At 68.9% G+C, this 22,452-nt stretch carries 23 protein-coding genes and 1 tRNA gene; 12 read left to right on the top strand and 12 right to left on the bottom strand.

What is annotated here, in order from left to right; all coding sequences use genetic code 11:
* The 7 genes from ACRWK7_RS24985 to ACRWK7_RS24955 all read left to right on the top strand — a co-directional run bounded on the left by ACRWK7_RS24985 (position 1) and on the right by ACRWK7_RS24955 (position 7,482).
* Positions 1-234, top strand: a complete 234-nt coding sequence (locus ACRWK7_RS24985; protein ID WP_431859035.1) for a HypC/HybG/HupF family hydrogenase formation chaperone — start codon at positions 1-3, stop codon at positions 232-234.
* The gene (hypE, locus tag ACRWK7_RS24980) at positions 231-1,271 is read left to right on the top strand and encodes a hydrogenase expression/formation protein HypE (protein ID WP_431859034.1); all 1,041 of its coding nucleotides are present in this window, start codon (positions 231-233) and stop codon (positions 1,269-1,271) included. The genes ACRWK7_RS24985 and hypE overlap by 4 nt, the downstream gene beginning before the upstream one ends.
* 116 nt (positions 1,272-1,387) lie before the next feature.
* Positions 1,388-2,056, top strand: coding sequence for a sugar transferase (locus ACRWK7_RS24975; protein WP_431859033.1), 669 nt, complete (start codon positions 1,388-1,390; stop codon positions 2,054-2,056).
* Between the two features lie 277 nt (positions 2,057-2,333).
* A complete protein-coding gene (locus ACRWK7_RS24970; RefSeq protein ID WP_431859032.1) occupies positions 2,334-3,794 on the top strand; it encodes a S41 family peptidase in 1,461 nt (486 codons plus the stop codon).
* A 7-nt stretch (positions 3,795-3,801) separates the two neighbouring features.
* Positions 3,802-4,266 (top strand): hypothetical protein, encoded by a 465-nt coding sequence (locus ACRWK7_RS24965; RefSeq protein WP_431859031.1) that lies wholly within the window; start codon positions 3,802-3,804, stop codon positions 4,264-4,266.
* A 149-nt stretch (positions 4,267-4,415) separates the two neighbouring features.
* Positions 4,416-5,963 (top strand): ABC transporter substrate-binding protein, encoded by a 1,548-nt coding sequence (locus ACRWK7_RS24960; protein WP_431859116.1) that lies wholly within the window; start codon positions 4,416-4,418, stop codon positions 5,961-5,963.
* Positions 5,964-5,967: 4 nt separating this feature from the next.
* Complete coding sequence (locus tag ACRWK7_RS24955; protein ID WP_431859030.1) at positions 5,968-7,482, top strand: sensor histidine kinase; 1,515 nt, start codon at positions 5,968-5,970, stop codon at positions 7,480-7,482.
* Positions 7,483-7,599: 117 nt separating this feature from the next.
* Here ACRWK7_RS24955 and ACRWK7_RS24950 read toward each other — a convergent pair.
* From ACRWK7_RS24950 to hisG, 10 genes are all read right to left on the bottom strand, one after another.
* Positions 7,600-7,675 (bottom strand) — tRNA-Phe (locus tag ACRWK7_RS24950).
* A gap of 109 nt (positions 7,676-7,784) precedes the next feature.
* A complete protein-coding gene (locus ACRWK7_RS24945; protein WP_431859029.1) occupies positions 7,785-7,964 on the bottom strand; it encodes a DNA gyrase inhibitor YacG in 180 nt (59 codons plus the stop codon).
* On the bottom strand, positions 7,961-9,133 hold the full coding sequence (locus ACRWK7_RS24940) for a ribonuclease E/G (RefSeq protein ID WP_431859028.1): 1,173 nt from the start codon (positions 9,131-9,133) through the stop codon (positions 7,961-7,963). The genes ACRWK7_RS24945 and ACRWK7_RS24940 overlap by 4 nt, the downstream gene beginning before the upstream one ends.
* A 10-nt stretch (positions 9,134-9,143) precedes the next feature.
* Positions 9,144-9,740 (bottom strand): Maf family protein, encoded by a 597-nt coding sequence (locus tag ACRWK7_RS24935; RefSeq protein WP_431859027.1) that lies wholly within the window; start codon positions 9,738-9,740, stop codon positions 9,144-9,146.
* A gap of 25 nt (positions 9,741-9,765) precedes the next feature.
* Positions 9,766-9,984: a translation initiation factor IF-1 gene (infA, locus tag ACRWK7_RS24930; RefSeq protein WP_012977999.1), complete on the bottom strand. Its 219-nt coding sequence runs from the start codon at positions 9,982-9,984 to the stop codon at positions 9,766-9,768.
* 125 nt (positions 9,985-10,109) lie between these two features.
* On the bottom strand, positions 10,110-11,060 hold the full coding sequence (locus ACRWK7_RS24925; protein ID WP_431859026.1) for a lytic transglycosylase domain-containing protein: 951 nt from the start codon (positions 11,058-11,060) through the stop codon (positions 10,110-10,112).
* 110 nt (positions 11,061-11,170) lie between these two features.
* A complete protein-coding gene (locus tag ACRWK7_RS24920; protein WP_431859025.1) occupies positions 11,171-11,632 on the bottom strand; it encodes a low molecular weight phosphatase family protein in 462 nt (153 codons plus the stop codon).
* Positions 11,633-11,648: 16 nt separating this feature from the next.
* The gene (locus tag ACRWK7_RS24915; RefSeq protein WP_431859024.1) at positions 11,649-12,131 is read right to left on the bottom strand and encodes a UPF0262 family protein; all 483 of its coding nucleotides are present in this window, start codon (positions 12,129-12,131) and stop codon (positions 11,649-11,651) included.
* Positions 12,128-13,432 (bottom strand): histidinol dehydrogenase, encoded by a 1,305-nt coding sequence (hisD, locus tag ACRWK7_RS24910; RefSeq protein ID WP_431859023.1) that lies wholly within the window; start codon positions 13,430-13,432, stop codon positions 12,128-12,130. The genes ACRWK7_RS24915 and hisD overlap by 4 nt, the downstream gene beginning before the upstream one ends.
* Entirely contained in the window at positions 13,416-14,111 is a 696-nt protein-coding gene (gene hisG, locus ACRWK7_RS24905) for an ATP phosphoribosyltransferase (protein WP_431859022.1), read from the bottom strand. Before hisG ends, hisD begins: the two co-directional genes overlap by 17 nt.
* Before the next feature lie 478 nt (positions 14,112-14,589).
* Here hisG and ACRWK7_RS24900 point away from each other — a divergent pair, with 478 nt between their 5' ends.
* From ACRWK7_RS24900 to ACRWK7_RS24880, 5 genes are all read left to right on the top strand, one after another.
* A complete protein-coding gene (locus ACRWK7_RS24900) occupies positions 14,590-14,781 on the top strand; it encodes a hypothetical protein (protein WP_431859021.1) in 192 nt (63 codons plus the stop codon).
* 25 nt (positions 14,782-14,806) lie between these two features.
* Complete coding sequence (locus ACRWK7_RS24895) at positions 14,807-15,592, top strand: MetQ/NlpA family ABC transporter substrate-binding protein (protein ID WP_431859020.1); 786 nt, start codon at positions 14,807-14,809, stop codon at positions 15,590-15,592.
* Between the two features lie 120 nt (positions 15,593-15,712).
* Positions 15,713-16,777: a methionine ABC transporter ATP-binding protein gene (locus tag ACRWK7_RS24890; RefSeq protein WP_431859019.1), complete on the top strand. Its 1,065-nt coding sequence runs from the start codon at positions 15,713-15,715 to the stop codon at positions 16,775-16,777.
* A complete protein-coding gene (locus ACRWK7_RS24885) occupies positions 16,743-17,411 on the top strand; it encodes a methionine ABC transporter permease (RefSeq protein WP_431859018.1) in 669 nt (222 codons plus the stop codon). Before ACRWK7_RS24890 ends, ACRWK7_RS24885 begins: the two co-directional genes overlap by 35 nt.
* A 98-nt stretch (positions 17,412-17,509) precedes the next feature.
* Positions 17,510-18,295, top strand: coding sequence for a MetQ/NlpA family ABC transporter substrate-binding protein (locus ACRWK7_RS24880; protein WP_431859017.1), 786 nt, complete (start codon positions 17,510-17,512; stop codon positions 18,293-18,295).
* 139 nt (positions 18,296-18,434) lie between these two features.
* On the opposite strand, the gene ACRWK7_RS24875 is transcribed toward ACRWK7_RS24880, so the two are convergent.
* Together ACRWK7_RS24875 and ACRWK7_RS24870 are read right to left on the bottom strand one after the other, a co-directional pair.
* Positions 18,435-20,747 carry an NADP-dependent malic enzyme gene (locus ACRWK7_RS24875; RefSeq protein ID WP_431859016.1) on the bottom strand — a complete coding sequence of 771 codons (2,313 nt, stop codon included), beginning with the start codon at positions 20,745-20,747 and terminating at the stop codon, positions 18,435-18,437.
* Positions 20,748-20,927: 180 nt separating this feature from the next.
* Entirely contained in the window at positions 20,928-22,232 is a 1,305-nt protein-coding gene (locus tag ACRWK7_RS24870) for a dicarboxylate/amino acid:cation symporter (RefSeq protein WP_431859015.1), read from the bottom strand.
* Positions 22,233-22,452 lie beyond the last annotated feature (220 nt).

Genomic DNA, 22,452 nt, shown 5'->3' with positions numbered 1-22,452 from the left:
ATGTGCCTGGCCGTACCCGCCCGCGTGGTGGCCCTCCTGGACGAGGACCGCGCCACCGTGAACCTCGGCGGCGTGACCATGCCGGTGTCGCTGGCCCTGGTCGAGGGGGTGGCGGTGGACGACTACGTGATCGTCCACGTCGGCTACGCGCTCACCCGCCTCGACCGCGCCGAGGCGGAGAAGACGCTGGCGCTGCTGGCGGAAGCGGGCGTGACCGCGGAGGCCGGCGCATGAGCCGCCTGTTCACCCGCAAGCTCGACCTCGCCGCCGGGGCCGTGGACATGAGCCACGGGTCGGGCGGCAAGGCGATGGCGCAGCTGGTGCGCGACCTGTTCGCCGCGGCCTTCGCCAACCCGTACCTCGACCAGCAGAACGACCAAGCGGCCTTCGACGCGCCGCCGGGGCGCATGGTGGTGACCACCGACGGCTTCGTGGTCTCGCCGCTGTTCTTTCCCGGCGGCGACATCGGCTCGCTGGCGGTGCACGGCACGGTCAACGACGTGGCGATGGCCGGCGCCCGGCCGCTCTACCTCACCGCCGGTTTCATCCTGGAGGAGGGCTTCGCCCTCGCCGACCTCAAGCGGATCGTCGACTCCATGGCCGCCGCCGCGCGCGACGCCGGCGTGCCGGTGGTCACCGGCGACACCAAGGTGGTGGAGCGCGGCAAGGGCGACGGCGTCTTCATCACCACCACCGGCATCGGCGTGGTGCCGGACGGCGTAGCCCCCTCCGGCGACCGCGCCCGGCCCGGCGACGTCATCCTGGTCAGCGGCACCATGGGCGACCATGGCGTTGCCATCATGTCCACCCGCGAGAGCCTGACCTTCGACACCGCCGTCGTGTCCGACAGCGCGGCGCTGCACACGCTGGTGGCCGCCATGGTGGCCGCGGCGCCGGACGTGCACGTTCTGCGCGACCCGACGCGCGGCGGGCTTGCGACCACGCTGAACGAGATCGCCCACCAGTCCGGCGTCGGCATGCTGATCCGCGAGGCCGCCGTGCCGCTGCGCGGCGAGGTGGCGGCGGCGTGCGAGTTGCTTGGTCTCGACCCGCTCTACGTCGCCAACGAGGGCAAGCTGATCGCCATCTGCGCGCCCACGGACGCCGAGCGCCTGCTGTCCACCATGCGCGACCACCCGCTCGGCCGCGACGCCGCCGCTATCGGCACGGTGCATGAGGACGCGCACCATTTCGTCCAGATGGAAACCCGCTTCGGCGGCAAGCGAATCGTTGATTGGCTGAGCGGCGAGCAGCTTCCCCGGATTTGCTGATCCTCCCCCGTCGCGGTCATCCGGATGCGCTCTTGCCTCTCGGATGACCCGCATCCCCGGCGTTCCGGAATCCCGCCCGGCCTGTTGAACGCGGCGTCTCCGACCACGAGGATGCGATGGCGACGCTGCAAACCCTACGGCTGGCCGGCTTACCCTCGGCGCCGCCGCGCCCGCTGCATGCCAACCGGCTGAAGCGGGCGGTGGACGTGGTGGGGGCTTTGGCTCTGCTGCTGGTGTTCGCAGCGCCGATGCTGCTGATCGCGCTGCTGGTCGGGATGGACGGCGGCCCGGTGGTGTTCGGGCACCGGCGCATCGGTGCCGACGGGCGGACCTTCACCTGCTGGAAGTTCCGCTCCATGGTCGCCAACGCCCACGAGGTGTTCCAGGATCTCCTGAGGCGCGACCCGGCCGCCCGCGCCGAGTGGGCGGCGACCCACAAGCTGAAGGACGATCCGCGCGTCACCCGGATCGGCCGCTTCCTGCGTCGCACCAGCCTGGACGAGTTGCCTCAGCTCCTCAACGTGCTGAAGGGCGAGATGAGCCTCGTCGGCCCGCGCCCTATCGTCGACGACGAGGTGGCGCGCTACCGTGTCTGCTATGCCGTCTACAGGCAGTGCCGGCCGGGTCTGACCGGCCTGTGGCAGGTCAGCGGCCGCAACGACGTGGATTACGGTCGACGCGTGCAGCTCGACACCGCCTACGCCTTCGGCTGGAGCTTCTGGGGCGACGTGGCCATCCTGCTGAAGACCGTGCGGGTCATGGTGTCCGGCCGCGGCGCTTACTGAACGCCGCATTTCCGCCGATATCGCGTGATTCGATGGGACGCGCCGGGCAAACCGCGCGTCCCGACCCCATGTCTGGTACGGAAGCGCGGCCGTGCCGTGGCCAATTTGTTATCGGCGACGCGCCATGCTACCTTTCGGGCGGGTCACCGGGGCCCCGGTGCGTGCCGCGGCGCGCCCGTGCGTCTCCGGCCCCGGTGACCCGGACGAACCACGTGGTGCGATGACGTCGATGACCAGCATGAGGCCGGCGGAGCCGGTGAGCCGAGAGGGGCGCAGGATGGGGAAGCTGCTGGTGGCGCTGGTGATGCTGTTGGTGGGCTCCGGCACGGCGTGCGCGGTGGCGCCGGCCAGCCGCGCCGACGTCGGCGCGGCGCTCGACCGCTACCGGCATGAGTACGCCAAGGTCCGCCCCAGCGGCACGCTGCCCAGCACCTCCGACCGCAACTACATCCTGTTCGCCGACGTGATGCGCCGCGTGCTGACCGAGCACGTGAAGCCCTTCGACCCGCAGGTGCTGGTCGACAAGGCCGTCCAGGGCCTGCAGAAGAAGAAGAAGGAGGATCCGTCCGCCGGCGACCGCGCGCTGACCGAAAGCGCGCTGGACGTCATGCTGACGTCGCTCGACCCCTACTCGAGCTTCCTCGACTCCGAACATTTCCGCTACATGCGCGAGCAGACGCAGGGCGAGTTCGGCGGCCTCGGCATCGAGGTCACCATGGACGACGACTCGGGACTGGTCCGCGTGGTCAGCCCGATCGACGGCTCCCCCGCCGCCCGCGCCGGGCTGCGCACCGGCGACCTGATCGCCCGCATCGACGAGACGCAGGTGAAAGGCATGAACCTGCGCGACGCGGTGGCGCGCATGCGCGGCCCGGTCGGCACCTCGGTGGCGTTGACGCTGCAGCGCTCGAACGCCAATGCGCCCGTGCGGGTGTCGCTGACCCGTGCGGTGGTGAAGATCCAGCCGGTGCGTTACCGCCTGGAGGGCGACGTCGCCTACATCCGCATCGCCGCCTTCAACCAACAGACCGCGCACAGCCTGGACGAGGCGGTGGAGGACATGCGCCGGCAGACCGCCGGCAAGCTGGCCGGTGCCGTCATCGACCTGCGCAACAACCCGGGCGGCCTGCTCGACCAGGCGGTCAACGTCGCCGACCGCTTCCTGGAGGCGGTGGAGATCGTCTCGGTCCGCGGCCGCGACCCGGATGAGAACCGCCGCTACAGCGGCACGCCGGGCGACCTGCTGCCGGGCCTGCCGCTGGTGGTGCTGGTCAACAGCGGCTCGGCCTCGGCGTCGGAGATCGTCGCCGGCGCGCTGCAGGACCACAACCGCGCCCTGCTGTTCGGCGTCCGCAGCTACGGCAAGGGCTCGGTGCAGACCATCTCCTCGCTGTCGGGCGACGTCGGCATCCGGTTGACCACGGCGCGCTACTTCCGGCCGTCGGGCGGGCTGGTGGACTGCTTCGGCATCTCGCCGAACCTCGAGATCCGGCCGGCCGGCCCGCCGCCGCCGCCGGGCGCTCCGCCCAGCGCCGCCAACGCCGAGGAGACGCATCCCGACCCCGCGACCTGCGACCCGGACGCCAAGGCCCCGCCGCCGCCGCGCAGCTGGCGGATGGAGGACCTGTGCCCCGACGTGGCCATGTCCGGCACGCCGAAGCCGGAGGACGACCGGCCGCTGCAGTGCGCCGTCGCCGCCATCCGCACCCGCCTGACCGGCGCGCTGGCCGGCCGCTGAGCGGGCGATGATCCGCATCCTGACGGTGGCCGCCTTTGCGGCCACCCTGGCGGCCTGCGGCACCACGCTGCCGGCCGCGCCGGTGAAAGCCGTCGCCCGCGACGCCGAGGAGGTCACCCGCCTGTTGCCGGCGATCCCGCTGAAACTGGAACGCTGCGCCTACGTCGACTTCGAGAACGATGCGGCGTACCGCAAGGAGCGGCAGCGCTACCTCCAGGAGCACCGCCGCCTGGAGGAGGTCGCCCACCGCGTCGCCGCCCGCACCACCGGCCAGTCTCTGGCCGACCTGCGCGCCACCGCCCGGACCATCGCCATCGCTCGCGCCGAGCGGGAATTCGGCGGGCCCCACCCACCCGTGCCGATGTGCCGGACGCTTCTGGACGGCTGCCAGGGCCGTGACGTGAAGCGCTGCCCGCCGGTCAACGTCATGGCTCCGGACGCGGTGCGCACGGTGCTCGCCGCGGAGTCATAGGACGGCCGGCACCGTCTCCCATCGTCACCGTCGCCAACCCCTTCGGTAGCACATATACTGCACCGACGGGTCAACGCGGTTGCGGAGGGGGGATGTCGCCGTCGGGCCTCGCGAAACCTATCGCCGCCCTGTCCGCTTTTGTCTTGTCGGTGCTCCCCCTGTCCTCTATGGCGCGGGCGCAGGAACTGCGCATCGCCCTGTCGGAGGAGGTCAGCACCGCCGACCCTCAGCGCGACAACCTGCGCTCCCACAACAGCTTCGCCCGCCACGCTTTCGAGCCGCTGGTGGAGCGCGACGCCCGTCTGCAGCCGGTACCGCGGCTGGCAACCGGCTGGCGCATGCTCGACGACCGACGTTGGGAGTTCACGCTACGCTCCGGCGTGACGTTCCACGATGGCAGCCTCTTCACCGCCCGCGACGTGCTGTACAGCCTGTGCCGTGTGCGCGCCCTGCCCGGCGGCGCGGTTCCCTTCAAAGGCTCCCTGCGCGGGATCGAGGAGGTGACGGCCCCCGGCCCCGGCACCGTCGTCGTCCGCACCCGCGATCCCGACCCGGGCATCCCCTCGGCCCTGAGCCAGATCGCGATTGTCCGCGCACCAGCCGGCACCGAGCCGCTGTTCCACCCCGAGGGCTGCACCGGCGCCACCTGGGCGCCGCAGGAGCGGTTCGACGATGGCCGCGAGGCCGTCGGCACCGGCCCGTTCCGGCTGGTGTCGTTCCAGCGCGACGGCGTCAGCCGCTTCGTGCGCAACGATGCCTACTGGGGCGCCCGGCCGGCTTGGTCGGCCGTGTCGATCCGCACCATCGCCGACGAGGTGGCGCGCATCCGCTCGGTCATCGCCGGCGAGTCGGACATCATCGACCGCGTCGCCGTCGAGACGCTGGACTTCCTCAAGTCTTGGCCCAGCGTCCGTATCGTGCAGGCGGAGTCGGCGCTGCTCTGGTACATGCAGGTGGACCAGGAACGCGAGCCGCCGCCTCACGTTGCCGGCACCAACGGCCGCAACCCGTTCAAGGACCGCCGCGTACGGGAGGCGCTGTCGCTGGCGATCAGCCGGCCGGCGCTGGCGGAGCGCGTGCTGGGCGGATTCGGCGCCGCGGCCGGGCAGATGGTGCCGCCCGGCCTGATCGGCCACGACCCGGCGCTGCCACCGCCCGACCACGATCCGGAGAAGGCGCGCCGCCTGCTCGCCGAGGCCGGCTACGCCGACGGCTTCGAGATGCGGTTCCTCGGCCTGGGTTCGCGCCGCGCGCTGATCGAGGCGCTGGAGCAGATGCTCGGCGCCATCGGGCTGCGGGTCACGGTCGACGGTGCGACCGGGAAGGCCTACTCGGAGCGGCGCGCCAACCGCGAGTTCGGCGTCCTCATCTCCGGCTGGGCGACCACCTCGGGCGAGCTGGGGCAGCCGCTGCGCGACGTGCTGATGACCCATGACCGCGCCGGCGGCACCGGCACCGTGAACTTTGGCCGCTACTCCAACCGGACGCTGGACAGGCTGGCGGCCGAAGCGCTCGGCACCGTCGACCGCAGCGCGCGCGAGGAGAAGCTGCGTGCGGTGGCGCGGCTGGTCGCCGAGGACGTGGCGATCATCCCGCTGTTCTTCGACCCGCTGCTGTGGGCGATGCGCCACGACCTGGAGATCACCCCGCGCATGGACTTCTTCACGGTCGCCACCGACGTGCGGCCACGCTCGTGACGCCATGACCATTCCCCTGCCCCGGCGTCTATGGATCAAGTTCCTTGTCCTGGCCGTTCCACCGGTGCTGCTGACCATCCTGGCGTTCTCGGCGGTCTCCACCGCGCTGGTCCGCGCCGAGTTGCAGGAGGCCACCCAGCGCGAACTGCGCGAGTTCGCGGAGGCCAGCGCCGCTGCCCTGCGCGAACCGATCTGGTCGTTCAACAGGGCGAGCATCGAGGGCGTGCTGGCCGGCATGCTGTCGCACCCGGATGTGCTGTGCGCGCGTCAGAGCGACCGGCTGACCGGCCGCACCCTGACCGCTCCCAACCCGGATTGCCTGGAGCATCTGCCACCCGACCGCATCCTGTCGGTGGACATCGTGAAAGACGGCGCGCTCATCGGCCGGCTCGACGTCGGCACGTCGACGGAAAGCGTCAACGCCCGCCTCGCCGAGCGGTTCTGGCAGGGCGTGCTGAGCCTGCTGCCGCTCACCGCGACGCTGGGGGTGGTGGCGCTGGTGGTGTTCCGCCGGCTGATCGGCGCGCCGCTCGCCCACCTGCTGGCTGGCATCCGCCAGCACGAGCGCGAACCGGGCGATGTGGCCATCCCGTGGCGCTCGAACGACGAGCTGGGCGAAGTCGTCCTCGCCTTCAACCGCATGACCGTGCAGGCGGAAGAGCGCCGCGCCGCGCTGGAGCAGGCACGCACCGAGGCGCTGTGGGCATTGCGCGACCTGCAGCAGGCGCAGCAGTCGTTGATCCTGGCCGAGCGCATGGCCTCGCTGGGCCAGATGGTGTCAGGGGTGGCGCACGAGATCAACACGCCGGTCGGCGTGCTGGTGACCGCATCTTCGCATTTGGCCGACGAAGTCGAGCGGATCCGCACAAAGAACGCCGAAGGCCGGCTGACCCGCGCCGACTTCACCGCCTTCCTCGACGACGCGGCGGAGACCGTCGCCCTGGCCGTCGCCAGCAGCCAACGCACGGCAGCGCTGGTGCAGAGCTTCAAGCGCGTCGCCGTAGACCGCGCCGAGGACGGCCGACAGCGCTTCCGGCTGAAGGACCACCTGGACGACGTGGTCATCAGCCTGGAACGTCCGTTCCGCGACCACGGCTGCACCATCGACGTGTCCGGTCCCGCCGACCTCGACATCGAATGCAGCCCCGGCGCCATCGACCAGATCATCATCAATCTGGCGATGAATGCGCTGGATCACGCCTTCGCCCCCGGACAGGCCGGCCGCGTGCGGGTGGAGTTCCAGCCGGACGGCGAGGACGCCGTCGAGTTGCGCTGCAGCGACAACGGGCGCGGCATCCCGGAGCCGGACATCGGCCGCATCTTCGATCCGTTCTTCACGACGCGTCGGGCCGACGGCAAGCTCGGCCTCGGTCTCAACATGGTCTACAATCTGGTCACGCTGGCGCTGGCCGGATCCGTCACGGCACGCAGCCGCGAGGGCGAGGGGACCACGATCCTCATCCACTTCGCCCGCATCACCCCGACCACGCACCTGGACGACGTCCCGAAAGAGGCGTGAGCACGCCCCATTGCAGAGTCGCCTTTCAGCACGACGTGCGCGCTGGGGGCGAAATGCAAGAGGCCACGCGGATTTGACAGACGCGTGCGACGATGGGTCATTTTGGGGAGGAGAAAGTGGTGCCCAGGGACGGAATCGAACCGCCGACACGGGGATTTTCAGTCCCCTGCTCTACCAGCTGAGCTACCTGGGCGCCGTGGCGGTCGTTGCTTTCCGGAGATGGTGCTCCGCGTCCCGCCGGGGTGGGGCGCTTATAGGCAAAATCGCGGAGGCTGTCCAGCCCCTAACGCGATGTTTTTTCGCTAGTCCTCATCTTTTTTCGGAGCGTCGGGACTCTCCTCGGTTTCGACCCGATAGACGCCGCCCAGCCAGCGCGACAGATCCACGTCGGCACAGCGCTTCGAGCAGAACGGACGGTACTCGGTCGCCGCCGGCTTTCCGCAGATCGGACAGGCTCCGGTGCCGGAGGCACGCTCTGTCATGGGTTCCCTCCACGTGAGTCGGGCACCAGCAGATCGGCCAGCGCCGTGCCCCGTCGCGCCCGCGTCATCTCCACCAAGCCCAGCTTGGACAGGCCATAGACCTGGGTCTGCGCCGGGTCGTCGGCCACCGCGGCCGACAGCGCGGTCAGCAGACGCTCCGCCTCGCCGCGGCTCTTCATGTTGACGAAGTCCACCACCACGATTCCGCCGACGTTGCGCAGCCGCAGCTGGCGGGCGATCTCGCGCGCCGCCTCCAGGTTGGCGTCCAGCGCGTTGCCGCGCTCGCCGGCATTGACGTCCACCACGGTCAGCGCCTCGGTCCGCTCGATCACCAGCGAACCGCCGGCCGACAGCGGCACGCGGGTGCCAAGCAGCGTGTCGATCTCCGAATCGAGGTCGCTCATCTCGAACAGACCGGGCGTAGCGGTGTACGCCTCGACGCGGCCCGCGAGATCGGGAGCGAACTCGGTGCACCACGCGGCCAAGGATGCCGCGAGGTCCCTCCCCTCCACGGCGATTCGCGATGGCGTGCCGTGCTCGATCAGCGCGCGCTGGGCGGCGTTGGAGCCGGAGCGCACCAGGGCCGGCGCCGGGCCGTCCGCCTGCATCCGCACGGCGCGCCACGCCAGCACCAGAGCCTCGGCCTCCTGCGCCAGCAGGTCCGGATCGGCGGTGCCGGCGCCAGAGCGGGCGATCCAGCCCTCGCCCAGCACCACCGCCTCCAGCCGCCGCACCAAGTCGGCCTTGGCCGGTCCCTGGGCGAGGCGCTTCGACACCGCGATGCCGCGCCCCAGCGGCGCGTGCACCAGGAAGCGGCCGGGCAGCGTGACGTCCATGGTCAGCGTCGGCCCCTTGGCCCCAACCGCGTCGGCCTTCACCTGAACCAGCACGGATTGCCCGGTGCGCAGCAGCGTGCCGATGCGTTCCACCCTGCCCTTCGGACCGCGCGCGTCGGCGACGCCGAGCAGGCCGGACTTTCCGATGCCGAGGTCGATGAAGGCGGCGTCCAGCCCGGTGGCGATCCGCTCGACCCGGCCCAAGAAAATGGAGCCGAGCAGCGACGGCCGCTCGGCGTTGTCGATGTAGAGGTCGCTGAGCCGGCCGCCGGTCAGCACCGCCGCTCGCGTCAGCGGCCCATCCCGATCGACCAGGATCTCCCGCGGGGTCATCACGTCATCCTCAGGGCAGCGGGAAGCCGGCGCCGCGCAGCATGCCGGCCACCTCGAACAGCGGCAGCCCGACGACGTTGGAGTAGGAGCCGCCGATCCACCGCACGTACGCCGCCGCCCGCCCCTGGATGGCGTAGCCGCCGGCCTTGCCGTGCCATTCGCCGGAGGCGATGTAGGACTCGGTCTCCTCGTGCGACAGCGGCTTGAAGGTAACGTCGGTGCGGACGAGTCGCTCGATGGGCCGCTCCGCTCCGGGGATGAGCAGCGCCACGCCGCCCAGCACACGGTGGCGCCTGCCGCTCAACAGGCTCAGGCAGGATCGGGCCTGCGACTCGGTCTCGGCCTTGGGGAGGATGCGGCGGCCGCAGGCGACCACGGTGTCGGCAGCCAGCACGACGGCGTCGGGATGGCGGTCCGCCACCGCGCGCGCCTTGGCCAGCGCCAGGCGGGCGGCGTGGTGCGGCGGCAGTTCGCGGGGAAGCGGCGTTTCGTCGATGTCGGCCGGGTCCACCGAGTCGGGGACGAGACCGATCTGGCGCAACAGGTCGAGTCGGCGCGGCGAAGCCGACGCGAGGACGAGCCGTTGCGCCGGGCGCTGCACCTGCATGCTAAGAACCCGTGAGCCCGAGGGCTTACTTGAAACGGAAGGTGATCCGACCCTTGGTCAGATCATAGGGCGTCATCTCCACGTTCACGCGGTCGCCCGCCAGCACGCGGATGCGATTCTTACGCATCTTGCCCGAGGTGTGCGCCAGCACTTCGTGGTCGTTGTCCAGCTTCACCCGGAACATCGCGTTCGGCAGCAGTTCGACCACCGTGCCGGAGAACTCGATCAGATCTTCCTTGGCCATATGCCCTTTAGTCCACTCTGGTTTTGCGGCAATAACTGACCCTCCCGGGGCTCCGGGTCAAGGGGGATTACCGACCGCGCATGCTTGAACTGCGCAGAGAGTGATATTTTGCGCGCGCCGAACCGTCAACCCATCGGTTCGTCGTCCGTCCCCTCGCCCGAATCGGTGGTCCGGAACGAGCCGAGCGGCGAACCGGCGGCGCCGTCGAGCAACTGGCGCCGCGCCTCCGGCTGGGTGATGGCCGCGAACATGGCGCGCTGCTGGTTCTCCATGCGGTCGGTCAGGCGCGTCACCGTCTCCTTGGCGCTCAGCGCCCGGCCGCTGGCGCGGTCATAGAACAGGTTCTTGTTGGCCTTGGCGGCGCCGGGCAGCAGTTCCGCCGCCTGCGCACCGGGCGACACTTCGGCCGCTCGGATCAGCTTGGCAGCACCACCGACGCCCATGACGTAGGCGATGCGGCTCTCCGCCTCGGTCACCGGGCGCTTCAGGCGCTTCTCCAGCCGCTCACGCCCCTCGGCCAAGTAGCGGCCGGCCATGCCGGCGGAGATATCGACGTCGTGCCGCAGGTCGAGGATCTGCTTGCGCACCGCGGCGCTCTTGACCGACGGGATGCCGTTGCGGCTGTCGATCTGCCGGGCAAGGTCGCCGAGCCCATAGGCGGAGCCATGCCGGCGGAACAGGTCGAGCCACGTGCGTTCGAGGAACTGGAACGGTCCGGCGGCCGAGCTGGAGCGGTTCTTGGCGGCGGCGTCCAGCCCGCTCTCCTGCGTCGCCTGGGCGAGAATGGCGGCGTAGCTGTGCCCGGACAGGCCGGCGACGCTGCGGCTGGCCTGCACGATCCGGCCGGCGTCGGCGGTGCTGGTCTCGATGAGCGGAACGGTGGGACGCATGGTGGAGAGTGTCTGCGCCTTCTGCGCGCCGACGACCTTCAGGTCGGCCAGCGCCGCCTGGAACGCGCCGCTGGACGCACCGGGGGTGGCCGGCGGTTCCGGCTTGCGCTCGGGAATCGGGGCGACGGTTGGCTGCGCGACCTTCATGCGTTTCCGATGCCGGACGACCGGCACCGCCTGCTCCATGGACCTACCTCCATTGATAGCACGGCTGGTTAACAATGTCCTGATTTCAGCGACGGGAGGGATGGGCGGGTCCCGCCGTTGTCACGCGGCGCCACGCCCCTCCCCCACCCCTACACCATCGGTCCGCGCTGCGTCGGGAAGCGCTCCTTCACCCGCTCCATCAGGCCGTCGCGCACCTTGCGGTAGGCCTCCAGCATGGCCTCGCGGTTGCCCTCGACCAGGGTGGGGTCGAAGGTGTTCCAGAACTCCACGTCGCAGGCCATGGTGCGGGTCAGCTCGAGGGCGCGGTGGTGCGCCTCGGGCGACAGCGTGATGATCAGGTCGAAGGAGGTGTCCTCCAACTCCTCGAAGGTCTTCGGGCGGTGGCGGGAGATGTCCATGCCCAACTCGTCCATCACCGCGACGGCGAACGGGTCCACCTGGTCGGACTCGCGCACGCCGACCGAATCGACGAACAGGCGGTTGCCGTGGAAATGGCGCAGGATGCCGGCCGCCATGGGCGAGCGGATGATGTTGTAGGTGCAGGCGAACAGGACGCTGGTGACCGGGAGGGGCTGGATCGCTGCCGCCATGCCGGAACCCGCCGCCTCAGCCGCGGATGTGGAGGACGCAGATGAGCGTGAACAGCCGGCGCGCGGTCTGAAGGTCCATTTCGACCTTGCCGGCCAGACGTTCGCGCAACAGCTCCGAGCCCTCGTTGTGCAGGCCGCGACGGCCCATGTCGATCGCCTCGATCTGCGAGGGCGTCGAACGCTTGATGGCGTTGTAGTAGCTCTCGCAGATCAGGAAGTAGTCCTTGACGATGGTGCGGAAGGTCGTCAGCGGCAGCGCCACCTTGGACAACGCCTCGTCGTTCTCGCGCCGGATGTCGAAGATCAGGCGGTTGTCCTCGATGGACAGGTGCAGGTGGAACGGCCCGTCGTCCATGTGGTCGCACGGGCAGAACTCGTTCTCCTCCAGCAGGTCGAAGATGGCGACCGCGCGCTCGTGCTCGACCTCCGGCTTGCGCCGGATGACGGACTGTTCGTCCAGGGTGACGTGGACGATGCGGCGGTTGGCGCGGGCGTTCACGCGCCGCCCCCCGGCAGGCGCAGCGCCACCGACAGCGCGTGCGCGTCCAGCCCTTCGGCACGAGCCAGCGTCACCGCGGCCGGGCCGATGGCCTTCAGGCTCTGCACGTCGCAGCCCACGAAAGTCGTCCGCTTCATGAAGTCGAGCACGTTGAGGCCCGAGGAGAAACGCGCCGTGCGCGAGGTCGGCAGCACGTGGTTCGGCCCGGCGACGTAGTCGCCGATGGCCTCCGGCGTGTGGCGACCGAGGAAGATGGCGCCGGCGTTGCGGATCCGTGCGGCCAGCGCGTCGGGATCCTCCACCGCCAGTTCCAGGTGCTCCGGTGCCAACCGGTCGACCAGGGCCGGCGCGTCGGCCGACAGGTCACGCACCAAGATCACCGCGCCGTGCCCGCGCCAGCTCTCGCCGGCGATGGCGGTGCGCGGCAGCGTCTCCAGGTGCTTGTCCACCGCCTTGCAGACGGCATCCGCGAAGGCCGCGTCGTCGGTGATGAGGATCGACTGCGCCGAGGTGTCGTGCTCCGCCTGGGACAGCAGGTCCATGGCGATCCACGCCGGGTCGTTGTGCTTGTCGGCGACCACCAGGATCTCCGACGGGCCGGCGATGGAGTCGATGCCGACCACGCCGTACACCTGCCGCTTGGCCGCGGCCACGAAGGCGTTGCCGGGGCCGACGATCTTGTCCACCGGGGCGATGGTCGCCGTGCCGTAGGCCAGCGCGCCCACCGCCTGGGCGCCGCCCACCCGGTAGATCTCGGTCACGCCCGCGCGACGCGCCGCCGCGAGCACCAGCGGGTTCAGCTTTCCGTCCGGCGTCGGCACCACCATGGCGATGCGCTCGACGCCCGCCACCTTGGCCGGCATGGCGTTCATCAGCACCGAGGACGGGTACGCCGCCGTGCCGCCCGGCACGTACAGCCCGACCGCGCCGACCGGCGTCCAGCGCGCGCCCAGGCGCACCCCGGCGGCGTCCTTGTAGTCCAGCGCCTCGGGCTTCTGGTTGCGGTGAAAAGCTTCGATGCGCTCCGCCGCGGTGTCGAGGGCGGCCAGCGTGTCCGCACCGCACTCGCCCAGCGCCGCCTCGATCTCCTCGGCACGGATGCGCAGGGTGTCGGCGGTCAGGCTCTGGCGGTCGAAGCGGTTGGTGTACTCGATCAGCGCCGCGTCACCGCGGGCGCGGACGTCCTCCAGGATGCCGTGCACGATGGCCTGCACGTCCTCCGCCGCTTCGCGCTTGGCGTGCAACAGGCCCTTGAAGCCGTCCTCGAAGCGGGGATCCGCAGCATCAAGCCTTGCGGGCATCGACGGCCTCCCGGAACTTGTCCATCCACATGGTGATCTCTTCGGGCCGGGTCTTCATGGCGGCGCGGTTGACGATCAGGCGCGAGGTGACGTCGGCGATGTGCTCGATCTCCTTCAGCCCGTTCGCCTTCAGGGTCGAGCCGGTGGAGACCAGATCGACGATGCGCCGGCACAGCCCCAGTGTCGGCGCCAGTTCCATGGCGCCGTTCAGCTTCACACACTCCGCCTGCACGCCACGGGCGGCGAAGTGGCGCTTGGTGACCTCCGGGTACTTGGTGGCGACACGCACGTGGCTCCAGCGCGACGGGTCGTCGGTCTCGCTCAGCGCCACCGGCTCGGCCACCGACAGCCGGCACGCGCCGATGCCCAGGTCGAGCGGCGCGTAGATCTCCGGATAGTCGAACTCCATCAGCACGTCGTTGCCGGCCACACCGAAATGCGCCGCGCCGAAGGCGACGAAGGTGGCCACGTCGAACGAGCGCACGCGGATGATGCTGAGGTTCGGCACGTTGGTGGCGAAGCGCAGGAGGCGGCTGTCCTCATTGTCGAACTCCGGCTCGGGCACGATGCCGGCATGGGTCAACAGCGGGCGCAGCTCCTTCAGGATGCGCCCCTTGGGCAGGGCCAGAACCAGGGCATCATCAGGCGCCGCGGCCTGCGGCGGGGTAACGGCGGACAACGGAACTCTCCTCGGCATATCCGATCGCCGATAGATAGCCACATTCCGCGCCGCCGTCATCTCTTTGCGTATCCCGCGTGAGGAGCGAGCCCCTCGCCCAAGGCCGCTCCGCCGACGAGCGATGGATATTTACACTAACCACTAGTTCATAGTGGAATTTCACGAGGACAATTCCACAATCCCCTTGACCATTTCCCCGTACAGGGAGTAGGAAAGTCTCCGGATGCCCACCGCGGGCACCCCGCGGCAATTTGAAGTCAGCAGCTTGCACCGCGTCACCAAACGCTAAAGCGCCACGATGCCGGTCGTGGATCCAAGAGGAGAGACCGGAATGACCACTGTCCGCACCGCCGCCCTCCCCACCCCGCGAACCCACTGTCGCCGAATGTGTCGCCGCGGCTGAAGCCGCTCGCCTTCGCCCACAGACACGGTTCACCGCGCGTGCCCACAGCGCCGCGCGACAGGGGAGATTTGCGCCATGTCCCAGCCGCACGCCTACGCCATCGAAGTCCACGGCCGCTCCGCCGGCATCGTCGTCGCCGAGAGCCGCGGTTTCACCTTCTTTGCCTCCGACTGGGCCTTCAAGGACCTCGACCGCCGCCGGTTCCGCCATGTCGGCCAAGCCGAGCGCGCCGCGGAGCTGCTGCTGCGCGCCCGCCACGCCTCCTGAACGTAAAATCCAAGGGAACCAACCAATGAAGACCCTGCTGACCGCGGCTGTGCTGGCTGCCGGCCTGATCACGTTCCCGGCCCTTTCCAGTGCTTGGGCCGCCCCGTTGAAGCTCGGCGTCTCCGCCGGCCCGTACGGCGAGATCCTCGACTTCACCGCCAAGCTCGCCGCCAAGGAGGGCCTGGAGGCCAAGGTGATCGAGTTCACCGACTGGAACATGCCGAACGCCGCGCTGCAGGCCGGCGACATCGACGCCAACAACTTTCAGCACCAGCCTTTCATGGACAACCAGATCAAGCAGCGCGGCTACGACATCGTCTCCGTCGCCAAGAGCGTCGTCGTGCCGATGGGCCTCTACTCCAAGAAGGCCAAGGCGGTCGCGGAGGTGAAGAACGGCGCCACCATCTCCATCCCCAACGACCCGACCAACGCGGCGCGCGCGCTGGTGCTGCTGGCCGACGTCGGGCTGATCACGCTGAAAAGCGCCGGCCCGACCACCAGCCTCATCGACATCGCCACCAACCCAAAGGGCCTGAAGTTCGCCGAGCTGGACGCCGCGCAGCTGCCGCGCTCGCTGGACGACGTGGACGCCTCGGTCATCACGCTGAACTACGCGGTGCTGGCCGGGCTCGACCCGAAGGCCGCGCTGAAGCTGGAGGACGATCAGTCGAAGTGGCACTTGGTGTGGGCGGTGCGCAAGGACCGGCAGGACGATCCGGTGATCAAGCGGTTTATCGAGCTGTACCGGTCGCCGGAGGTACGCCAGTTCATCCTGACGCGCTTCAACGGGACCATCGTCCCGACTTGGTAAGCCAGAACCGAGAAGCAAGTTAGGCGCGGTGCTGGCACCAGATGCTCGCGCAAAGCACTGGTATCACCACCGCTCCGCCTCTAGAAAAGCCCACTCGTTCGCGGGCCAGAGAGCACCGGCATGATCACGCTAGAGCACATCGAGAAGACCTATCCGGCCCGCGGCGGCGGCGGCGCCGTCACCGCGCTGGCCGACACCACGCTGACCGTCGAGAAGGGTGAGATCTTCGGAGTCATCGGCCGCTCCGGCGCCGGCAAGAGCACGCTGCTGCGCACCATCAACCTGCTGGAGACGCCCACCCGCGGCAAGGTGTGGGTGGACGGCGTCGAGATGACGGCGCTCAAACCCGCGCAGCTGCGCGAGGCGCGGCACTCCATCGGCATGATCTTCCAGCACTTCAACCTGCTGTCCTCGCGCACCGTGTACGGCAACGTGGCGCTGCCACTGGAGCTGGCCGGGGTGCCGAAGGCGCAGATCAGGGAGGCGGTGGAGCCGCTGCTCGACCTCGTCGGGCTCACCGACAAGCGCGACCGCTACCCGGCCGAGCTGTCGGGCGGCCAGAAGCAGCGCGTCGGCATCGCCCGCGCGCTGGCCTCCAAGCCGAAGGTGCTGCTGTCGGACGAGGCGACCTCGGCGCTCGACCCCGAGACGACCGAGCAGATCCTGCACCTGCTGGCCGACATCAACCGCCGCCTCGGCCTGACCATCGTGCTGATCACCCACGAGATCGGGGTGATCAAGGAGATCTGCCACAAGGTGGCGGTGCTCGACGGCGGGCGGGTGATCGAGAGCGGGCCGGTGTTCGACATCTTCGCCCACCCGCAGAGCGAGGTGACGCGCAGCTTCGTCGACCCGGTCATCAACCGCGGCCTGCCGGACAGCCTGAAGGGCCGTCTGGTGCCGCAGCCGGCGGCGGAGAGCAATCCGGTGCTGCGCATCACCTTCACCGGCGAGCGCGCGACATCCCCGGTCATCAGCCTGCTGAGCCGCAAGTTCAACATCGACCTGAACATCTGGCACGGCCAGATCGACGAGATCCAGGGCGCGCCGTTCGGCACGCTGGTGGTCGAAGTCGTCGGGCCACCGAACGCCATCGAGGCGGCGGTCAGCCTTCTCAAAGTCAACAATCTCGGAGTCGAGGTGCTCGGCCATGCTGTCCCCGGAAATCATCGCGTTGCTGTTTAAGGCGACGCTCGACACGCTGCACATGGTGGCGGTGTCGGGGTTGCTGGGCACGCTGATCGGCCTGCCCATCGGCGTCCTGCTGGCGGTCACCGGCAAGGGCGAACTGCTGCAGAGCCTGACCTTCAACCGCGTCTTCGGCGCGGTGGTGAACGTCGCGCGCTCGACGCCCTTCATCATCCTGGTGGTGGCGATCATCCCGTTCACCCGGCTGGTCGCCGGCACCTCCATCGGCACATCGGCGGCCATCGTGCCGCTGACCGTCGCCGCGATCCCCTTTATCGCCCGCATCGTCGAGGGTTCGGTGCGCGAGGTCGACCGCGGCCTGATCGAGGCGGCGCAGGCAATGGGCGCCACGCCGTTCCAGATCATCCGCAAGGTCCTGCTGCCCGAGGCGCTGTCGTCGATCACGCTGGGCCTGACGTTGGCGGCGGTCAGCCTGATCGGCTACTCGGCGATGGTGGGTGCCGTGGGCGGCGGCGGCCTCGGCGACCTCGGAATCCGCTACGGCTATCAGCGCTTCCTGCCGGAGGTGATGCTGGCGGTGGTGGTGGTGCTGGTGGTTCTGGTGCAGATCGTCCAATCGGCCGGCGACCTGCTCGCCCGCCGCTTCAACAAACGAAACCTGAAGGCCTGATCTCAGCCCTTCTCGCCGTCATCCCCGCCTTCGCGAGGATGACGGGCAGGGAAGTGGCTGAACTGGTAAAAAGCTAATCAAGACAAGGAGCAAGAGACATGCTGCGCACCCGCCTGCTCGCCGCCGTGTTCGGCGCCGCGGCCCTCGTGGCCGGTTCGGCCTCGGCCGAATCCATCAAGATCGGCGTCTCCGCCGGCCCGCACGCCCAGATCCTGGAGCAGGTGAAGCCCATCGCCGCCAAACAGGGCCTGGAGATCCAGATCATCGAGTTCACCGACTACGTGATCCCGAACCAGGCGCTGTCGCAGGGCGACCTGCAGGCCAACTCGTTCCAGCACGAGCCGTACCTGGACAATCAGGTGAAGGACCGCGGCTACGATCTGGTGAACGCCGGCAAGACCGTCGTCTTCCCGATGGGCATCTACTCGAAGAAGGTGAAGACGCTCGCCGAGTTGAAGGACGGCGCCAAGATCGCCGTGCCGAACGACCCGACCAACGGCGGGCGCGCGTTGCTGCTGCTGCAGGCGCAGGGGCTGATCAAGCTGCGCGACGGCGCCGGGCTGAAGGCTTCGCCGGTGGATGTCAAGGACAACCCGAAGAAGCTCCAGATTCTCGAGCTGGATGCGGCGCAGCTGCCGCGCTCGCTGGACGACGTGGACGCCGCGGCGGTGAACACCAACTACGCCATCGAAGCCGGCCTGGACCCCAACAAGGACACCATCGCCAAGGAAAGCGCCGACAGCCCCTACACCAACATCATCGCCGTGCGGAAGGCGGACAAGGACAAGCCGTGGGTCGCCACGCTGGTCAACTCCTACCACACGCCGGAGGTGAAGCAGTTCGTCCTCGACAAGTTCAAGGGCGCCGTGGTTCCGGGGTGGTGAGAGCGTAACAGTCCCTCCCCCAGCCCCGCTGGGGAGGTCAGGAGGGGGGCAGCGGCCTGTCGGAACAGCCGTAGCCCCCACCCTTCCTGCTTCGCGGGCCCCTTCCCTCCCCCGCTGAAAGCGAGGGAGGGATTTTCATTTACTCCGCCACCATCGCCGGCGGGCTCGGGGCGGCGTTGACCGGGGCGGCCAACTGGGCGTCCACCACCGCGATGGCCGTCATGTTCAGCAGCCCGCGCACGGTGACCGACGGCGTCACGATGTGCACCGGGCGCGCAGCACCCAGCAGCATCGGCCCGACGTTCTGCGCATCGCCCAGGATCTTCAGCATGTTGAAGGCGATGTTGGCGGCGTCCAGCGTCGGCATCACCAGCAGGTTCGCCTCGCCCTTCAGCCGCGAGTCGGGCAGCACACCCTTGCGGATCGCCTCCGACAGCGCGGCGTCAGCGTGCATCTCGCCGTCCACCTCCAGGTCCGGCATCTCGCGCTCGATCAGCTGGTAGGCCAGCCGCATCTTGCGCGCCGACGGTGTGTCGGCGCTGCCGAAGTTGGAGTGCGAGAGCAGCGCCACCTTCGGCTCGATGCCGAAGCGCCGCACCTCCTCCGCCGCCAGCCGCGCGATCTCGGCCACCTGCTCCGCGCTGGGGTCGGGGTTCACGTAGGTGTCGCAGAGGAAGTAGGTGCCCTTGGTCAGGATCAGCAGGTTCATGGTCGCGCCGACGTTCACGCCCTTGCGCAGGCCGATCACGTCCATGATGTGCTGGTAGTACTCGTTGTAACGCCCCGAGGTGCCGCAGATCAGCGCGTCCGCCTCGCCGCGCTTGACCATGAGCGCGCCGAACACCGCCGGCTGGGTGCGCACCACGTTCATGGCGTGCGCCGGCGACACGCCGCGACGCCCCATCATCTTCCGGTAGATCTCGGCGTAGTTGTGGTAGCGCAGGTCGCGCAGGACCTCGATGACCTCGACGTTCACGCCCGGCTTGAGGCGCAGGCCCAGTTCCTTGATGCTGCGCTCGATCGCTTCCAGCCGACCGAGCAGGATCGGCTGGGCGATGCCCTCGTCGACGGCGCTCTGCGCGGCGCGCAGCACGCGCTGGTCCTCGCCCTCGGCGTAGACGACACGCTTGGGCGCCTGCTTGGCGCGGTCCATCATCGGCTTCATGACGAGGCCGGAGCGGAACACATACTGTCCGAGCTGGTCGCGGTAGGCGCGGAAGTCGGCGATGGGGCGCGTCGCCACCCCGGTTTCCATGGCCGCACGCGCCACCGCCGAGGAGATCTCGATGATCAGGCGCGGGTCGAAGGGCTTGGGCAGGATGTAGTCGGGGCCGAAGCGCAGCTCCTCGCCCAGGTAGGCGGCGGCCACCACGTCCGACGGCTCGGCCTGCGCCAGACCGGCCATGGCGTGGGTGGCGGCGATCTTCATCTCCTCGTTGATGGTCGTCGCACCGACGTCGAGCGCGCCGCGGAAGATGAAGGGGAAGCACAGGACGTTGTTGACCTGGTTCGGGAAATCCGAACGCCCGGTGGCGATGATGGCGTCCGGCCGCGCCTGCCGCGCGAGGTCCGGCATGATCTCCGGCTCCGGATTGGCCAGCGCCATGATGACCGGCTTGTCGGCCATGCGCTTGAGCATGTCCGGCGTCAGCACCCGCGGACCGGACAGGCCGAGGAACAGATCGGCGCCGTCGATCACCTCGTCCAGCGTGCGCTTGTCGGTCTCCTGCGCGTAGGCGTCCTTGAAGGGGTTCATCTCCTCGTTGCGGCCCTTGTGCACGAGGCCGACCTTGTCGACGAGCCAGACGTTCTCGCGCTTCAGGCCCAGGCTGACCATCAGGTCCAGGCAGGCGATGCCGGCGGCGCCGCCGCCGGTGGAGACCACCTTGATCTTCGAGATGTCCTTGCCCACCAGCTTCAGGCCGTTCAGCACGGCCGCACCGACCACGATGGCGGTGCCGTGCTGGTCGTCGTGGAAGACCGGGATCTTCATGCGCTCGCGGCAGCGGCGCTCCACCTCGAAGCAGGCGGGGGCGGCGATGTCCTCGAGGTTGATGGCGCCGAAGGTCGGCTCCAGCCGGCAGATGGTGTCGACCAGCCCGTCGACGTCCAATTCGTTCAGCTCGATGTCGAAGCAGTCGATGCCGGCGAACTTCTTGAACAGGACGGCCTTGCCCTCCATCACCGGCTTGGCGGCCATCGGGCCGATGTTGCCCAGGCCGAGCACCGCGGTGCCGTTGGTCACCACCGCCACGAGGTTGGCGCGGGTGGTCAGCTCGGCCGACAGCGACGGCTCGCCGTGGATCGCCATGCACGCGGCGGCCACGCCCGGCGAATAGGCCAGCGCCAAGTCGCGCTGGTTCGCCATCGCCTTGGTGGCGACGATCTCCAGCTTACCCGGCTTCGGCTTGCGGTGATATTCGAGCGCCAAGGAATCGAGGTCGCTGGACATTCTGGGCTCCCAGTTAACTTGTTTTCAGTTAATGCCTGTATGCGGCTGACCGGAACCGGTTATACCGCATCCTCCCGGACGCACAAGGTAGCGTCTGCGGCGCGGGCGGTAAAGGAAACAGGGGCAGCCGAGGCCGCCCCTGTTCCGTTTCAACAACCCGTGCCGGCGATGGTGCCGCCATCAGATCTTGGCGATGGCCGGCTCGCGGAAGAAGTGCTGGTACTCGGCCACGGCCTTGCTCTCGTCGAACTCGCCTTCCATCTTGGCGACCACCACGGTGGCCACGCCGTTGCCGATCAGGTTGGTGATGGCGCGCGCCTCGGACATGAAGCGGTCCACGCCCAGCAGCAGGGCGAGGCCCTCGATCGGCAGCACGCCGGTGGCCGACAGGGTGGCCGCCAGGGTGACGAAGCCGCCGCCGGTCACCGCGGCCGCACCCTTCGAGGTCAGCATCAGGACCAGCAGGATGTAGAGCTGCTGCCACACCGTCAGATCGACGTTGAACGCCTGGGCGATGAAGATCGCCGCCATCGACAGGTAGATCGAGGTGCCATCAAGGTTGAACGAATAGCCGGTCGGGATGACCAGGCCCACCACGTGCTTGGAGCAGCCGAACTTCTGCATCTTCTCCATCATGCGCGGCAGCACCGACTCCGACGACGAGGTGCCGAGCACGATCAGCAGCTCCTGCTTGATGAAGCGCAGGAAGCGCATCAGGCTGAAGCCGTACATGCGGGCGATCGAGCCCAGCACGACGAACACGAAGACCGCCATGGTGATGTAGACCGACGCCATCAGCTGGCCCAGCGCGAACAGCGAGCCGACACCATACTTGCCGATGGTGAAGGACATGGCGCCGAACGCGCCCAGCGGGGCGACGCGCATCAGGATGCCGATGACGCCGAACAGCGCGTGCGCGACCTTGTCGAAGATGTCCTCGACCAGCTTGCCCTTCTGACCCATGGCGGCCAGCGCGACGCCGAAGATCACCGCGAAGAACAGGATCTGCAGCATCTCACCCTTGGCGAACGCCTCGACGACGTTCTCCGGCACGATGTTCAGGAAGAAGTCCAGGTGGCCCTGCGACTTCGCCGCGGTGGCGTACTTGGCGACCGCGTCAGCCTTGAGCTGGCCCGGCTGGATGTTCATGCCGCCGCCCGGACGCACCAGATTCACGACGATCAGGCCGATGCCCAGCGCGAAGGTGGTGACGATCTCGAAGTACAGGATCGCCTTGCCGCCGACCTTGCCGACCTTCTTCATATCGCCGATCGACGAGATGCCGGTCACCACGGTCAGGAACACGATCGGGCCGATGACCATCTTGATCATCTTGATGAAGACGTCGCCCAGCGGCTTCATCTCCACCGCCACGGCCGGGTAGAAGTGGCCGAGCAGGATGCCGATGGTGATGGCGGTCAGGACCTGGACGGTCAGGTTCGTGTAGAACGGCTTCTTCTGAGCCGGGTGGCCGGAGTGCGGCATGCGTGATCTCCTTGGCGTTTCCCTAGGTCGCGTCGCGGCTGAGTGCGGCGCTTCTTGGTCTGGCCATCCCTTAGGCAAGCTGCGTGCCAAACGCGCATCCGTTGACTCACCTCGATTTTCCGGTCGGAGCAGGGCGGAAATCCGCACAAACCCGCGCGGACGGGTGTGCGGATTTCCGCACACACATGCCGGTCGTTGCTGCGTCGCAGCAAAAGATGCA

It is taken from the genome of Azospirillum sp., from assembly GCF_050789165.1.
The sequence above is the reverse complement of the archived record's forward strand: the minus strand, read 5'-3'. Positions and strand labels throughout refer to the sequence as shown.

Coding starts and splice junctions, on each gene's coding strand:
- ACRWK7_RS24985 (WP_431859035.1), top strand. CDS start 1: ATGTGCCTGGCCGTACCCGCCCGCGTGGTGGCCCTCCTGGACGAGGAC.
- hypE (WP_431859034.1), top strand. CDS start 231: ATGAGCCGCCTGTTCACCCGCAAGCTCGACCTCGCCGCCGGGGCCGTG.
- ACRWK7_RS24975 (WP_431859033.1), top strand. CDS start 1,388: ATGGCGACGCTGCAAACCCTACGGCTGGCCGGCTTACCCTCGGCGCCG.
- ACRWK7_RS24970 (WP_431859032.1), top strand. CDS start 2,334: ATGGGGAAGCTGCTGGTGGCGCTGGTGATGCTGTTGGTGGGCTCCGGC.
- ACRWK7_RS24965 (WP_431859031.1), top strand. CDS start 3,802: ATGATCCGCATCCTGACGGTGGCCGCCTTTGCGGCCACCCTGGCGGCC.
- ACRWK7_RS24955 (WP_431859030.1), top strand. CDS start 5,968: ATGACCATTCCCCTGCCCCGGCGTCTATGGATCAAGTTCCTTGTCCTG.
- ACRWK7_RS24945 (WP_431859029.1), bottom strand. CDS start 7,964: ATGACAGAGCGTGCCTCCGGCACCGGAGCCTGTCCGATCTGCGGAAAG.
- ACRWK7_RS24940 (WP_431859028.1), bottom strand. CDS start 9,133: ATGACCCCGCGGGAGATCCTGGTCGATCGGGATGGGCCGCTGACGCGA.
- ACRWK7_RS24935 (WP_431859027.1), bottom strand. CDS start 9,740: ATGCAGGTGCAGCGCCCGGCGCAACGGCTCGTCCTCGCGTCGGCTTCG.
- infA (WP_012977999.1), bottom strand. CDS start 9,984: ATGGCCAAGGAAGATCTGATCGAGTTCTCCGGCACGGTGGTCGAACTG.
- ACRWK7_RS24925 (WP_431859026.1), bottom strand. CDS start 11,060: ATGGAGCAGGCGGTGCCGGTCGTCCGGCATCGGAAACGCATGAAGGTC.
- ACRWK7_RS24920 (WP_431859025.1), bottom strand. CDS start 11,632: ATGGCGGCAGCGATCCAGCCCCTCCCGGTCACCAGCGTCCTGTTCGCC.
- hisD (WP_431859023.1), bottom strand. CDS start 13,432: ATGCCCGCAAGGCTTGATGCTGCGGATCCCCGCTTCGAGGACGGCTTC.
- ACRWK7_RS24900 (WP_431859021.1), top strand. CDS start 14,590: ATGTCCCAGCCGCACGCCTACGCCATCGAAGTCCACGGCCGCTCCGCC.
- ACRWK7_RS24895 (WP_431859020.1), top strand. CDS start 14,807: ATGAAGACCCTGCTGACCGCGGCTGTGCTGGCTGCCGGCCTGATCACG.
- ACRWK7_RS24890 (WP_431859019.1), top strand. CDS start 15,713: ATGATCACGCTAGAGCACATCGAGAAGACCTATCCGGCCCGCGGCGGC.
- ACRWK7_RS24885 (WP_431859018.1), top strand. CDS start 16,743: ATGCTGTCCCCGGAAATCATCGCGTTGCTGTTTAAGGCGACGCTCGAC.
- ACRWK7_RS24880 (WP_431859017.1), top strand. CDS start 17,510: ATGCTGCGCACCCGCCTGCTCGCCGCCGTGTTCGGCGCCGCGGCCCTC.
- ACRWK7_RS24875 (WP_431859016.1), bottom strand. CDS start 20,747: ATGTCCAGCGACCTCGATTCCTTGGCGCTCGAATATCACCGCAAGCCG.
- ACRWK7_RS24870 (WP_431859015.1), bottom strand. CDS start 22,232: ATGCCGCACTCCGGCCACCCGGCTCAGAAGAAGCCGTTCTACACGAAC.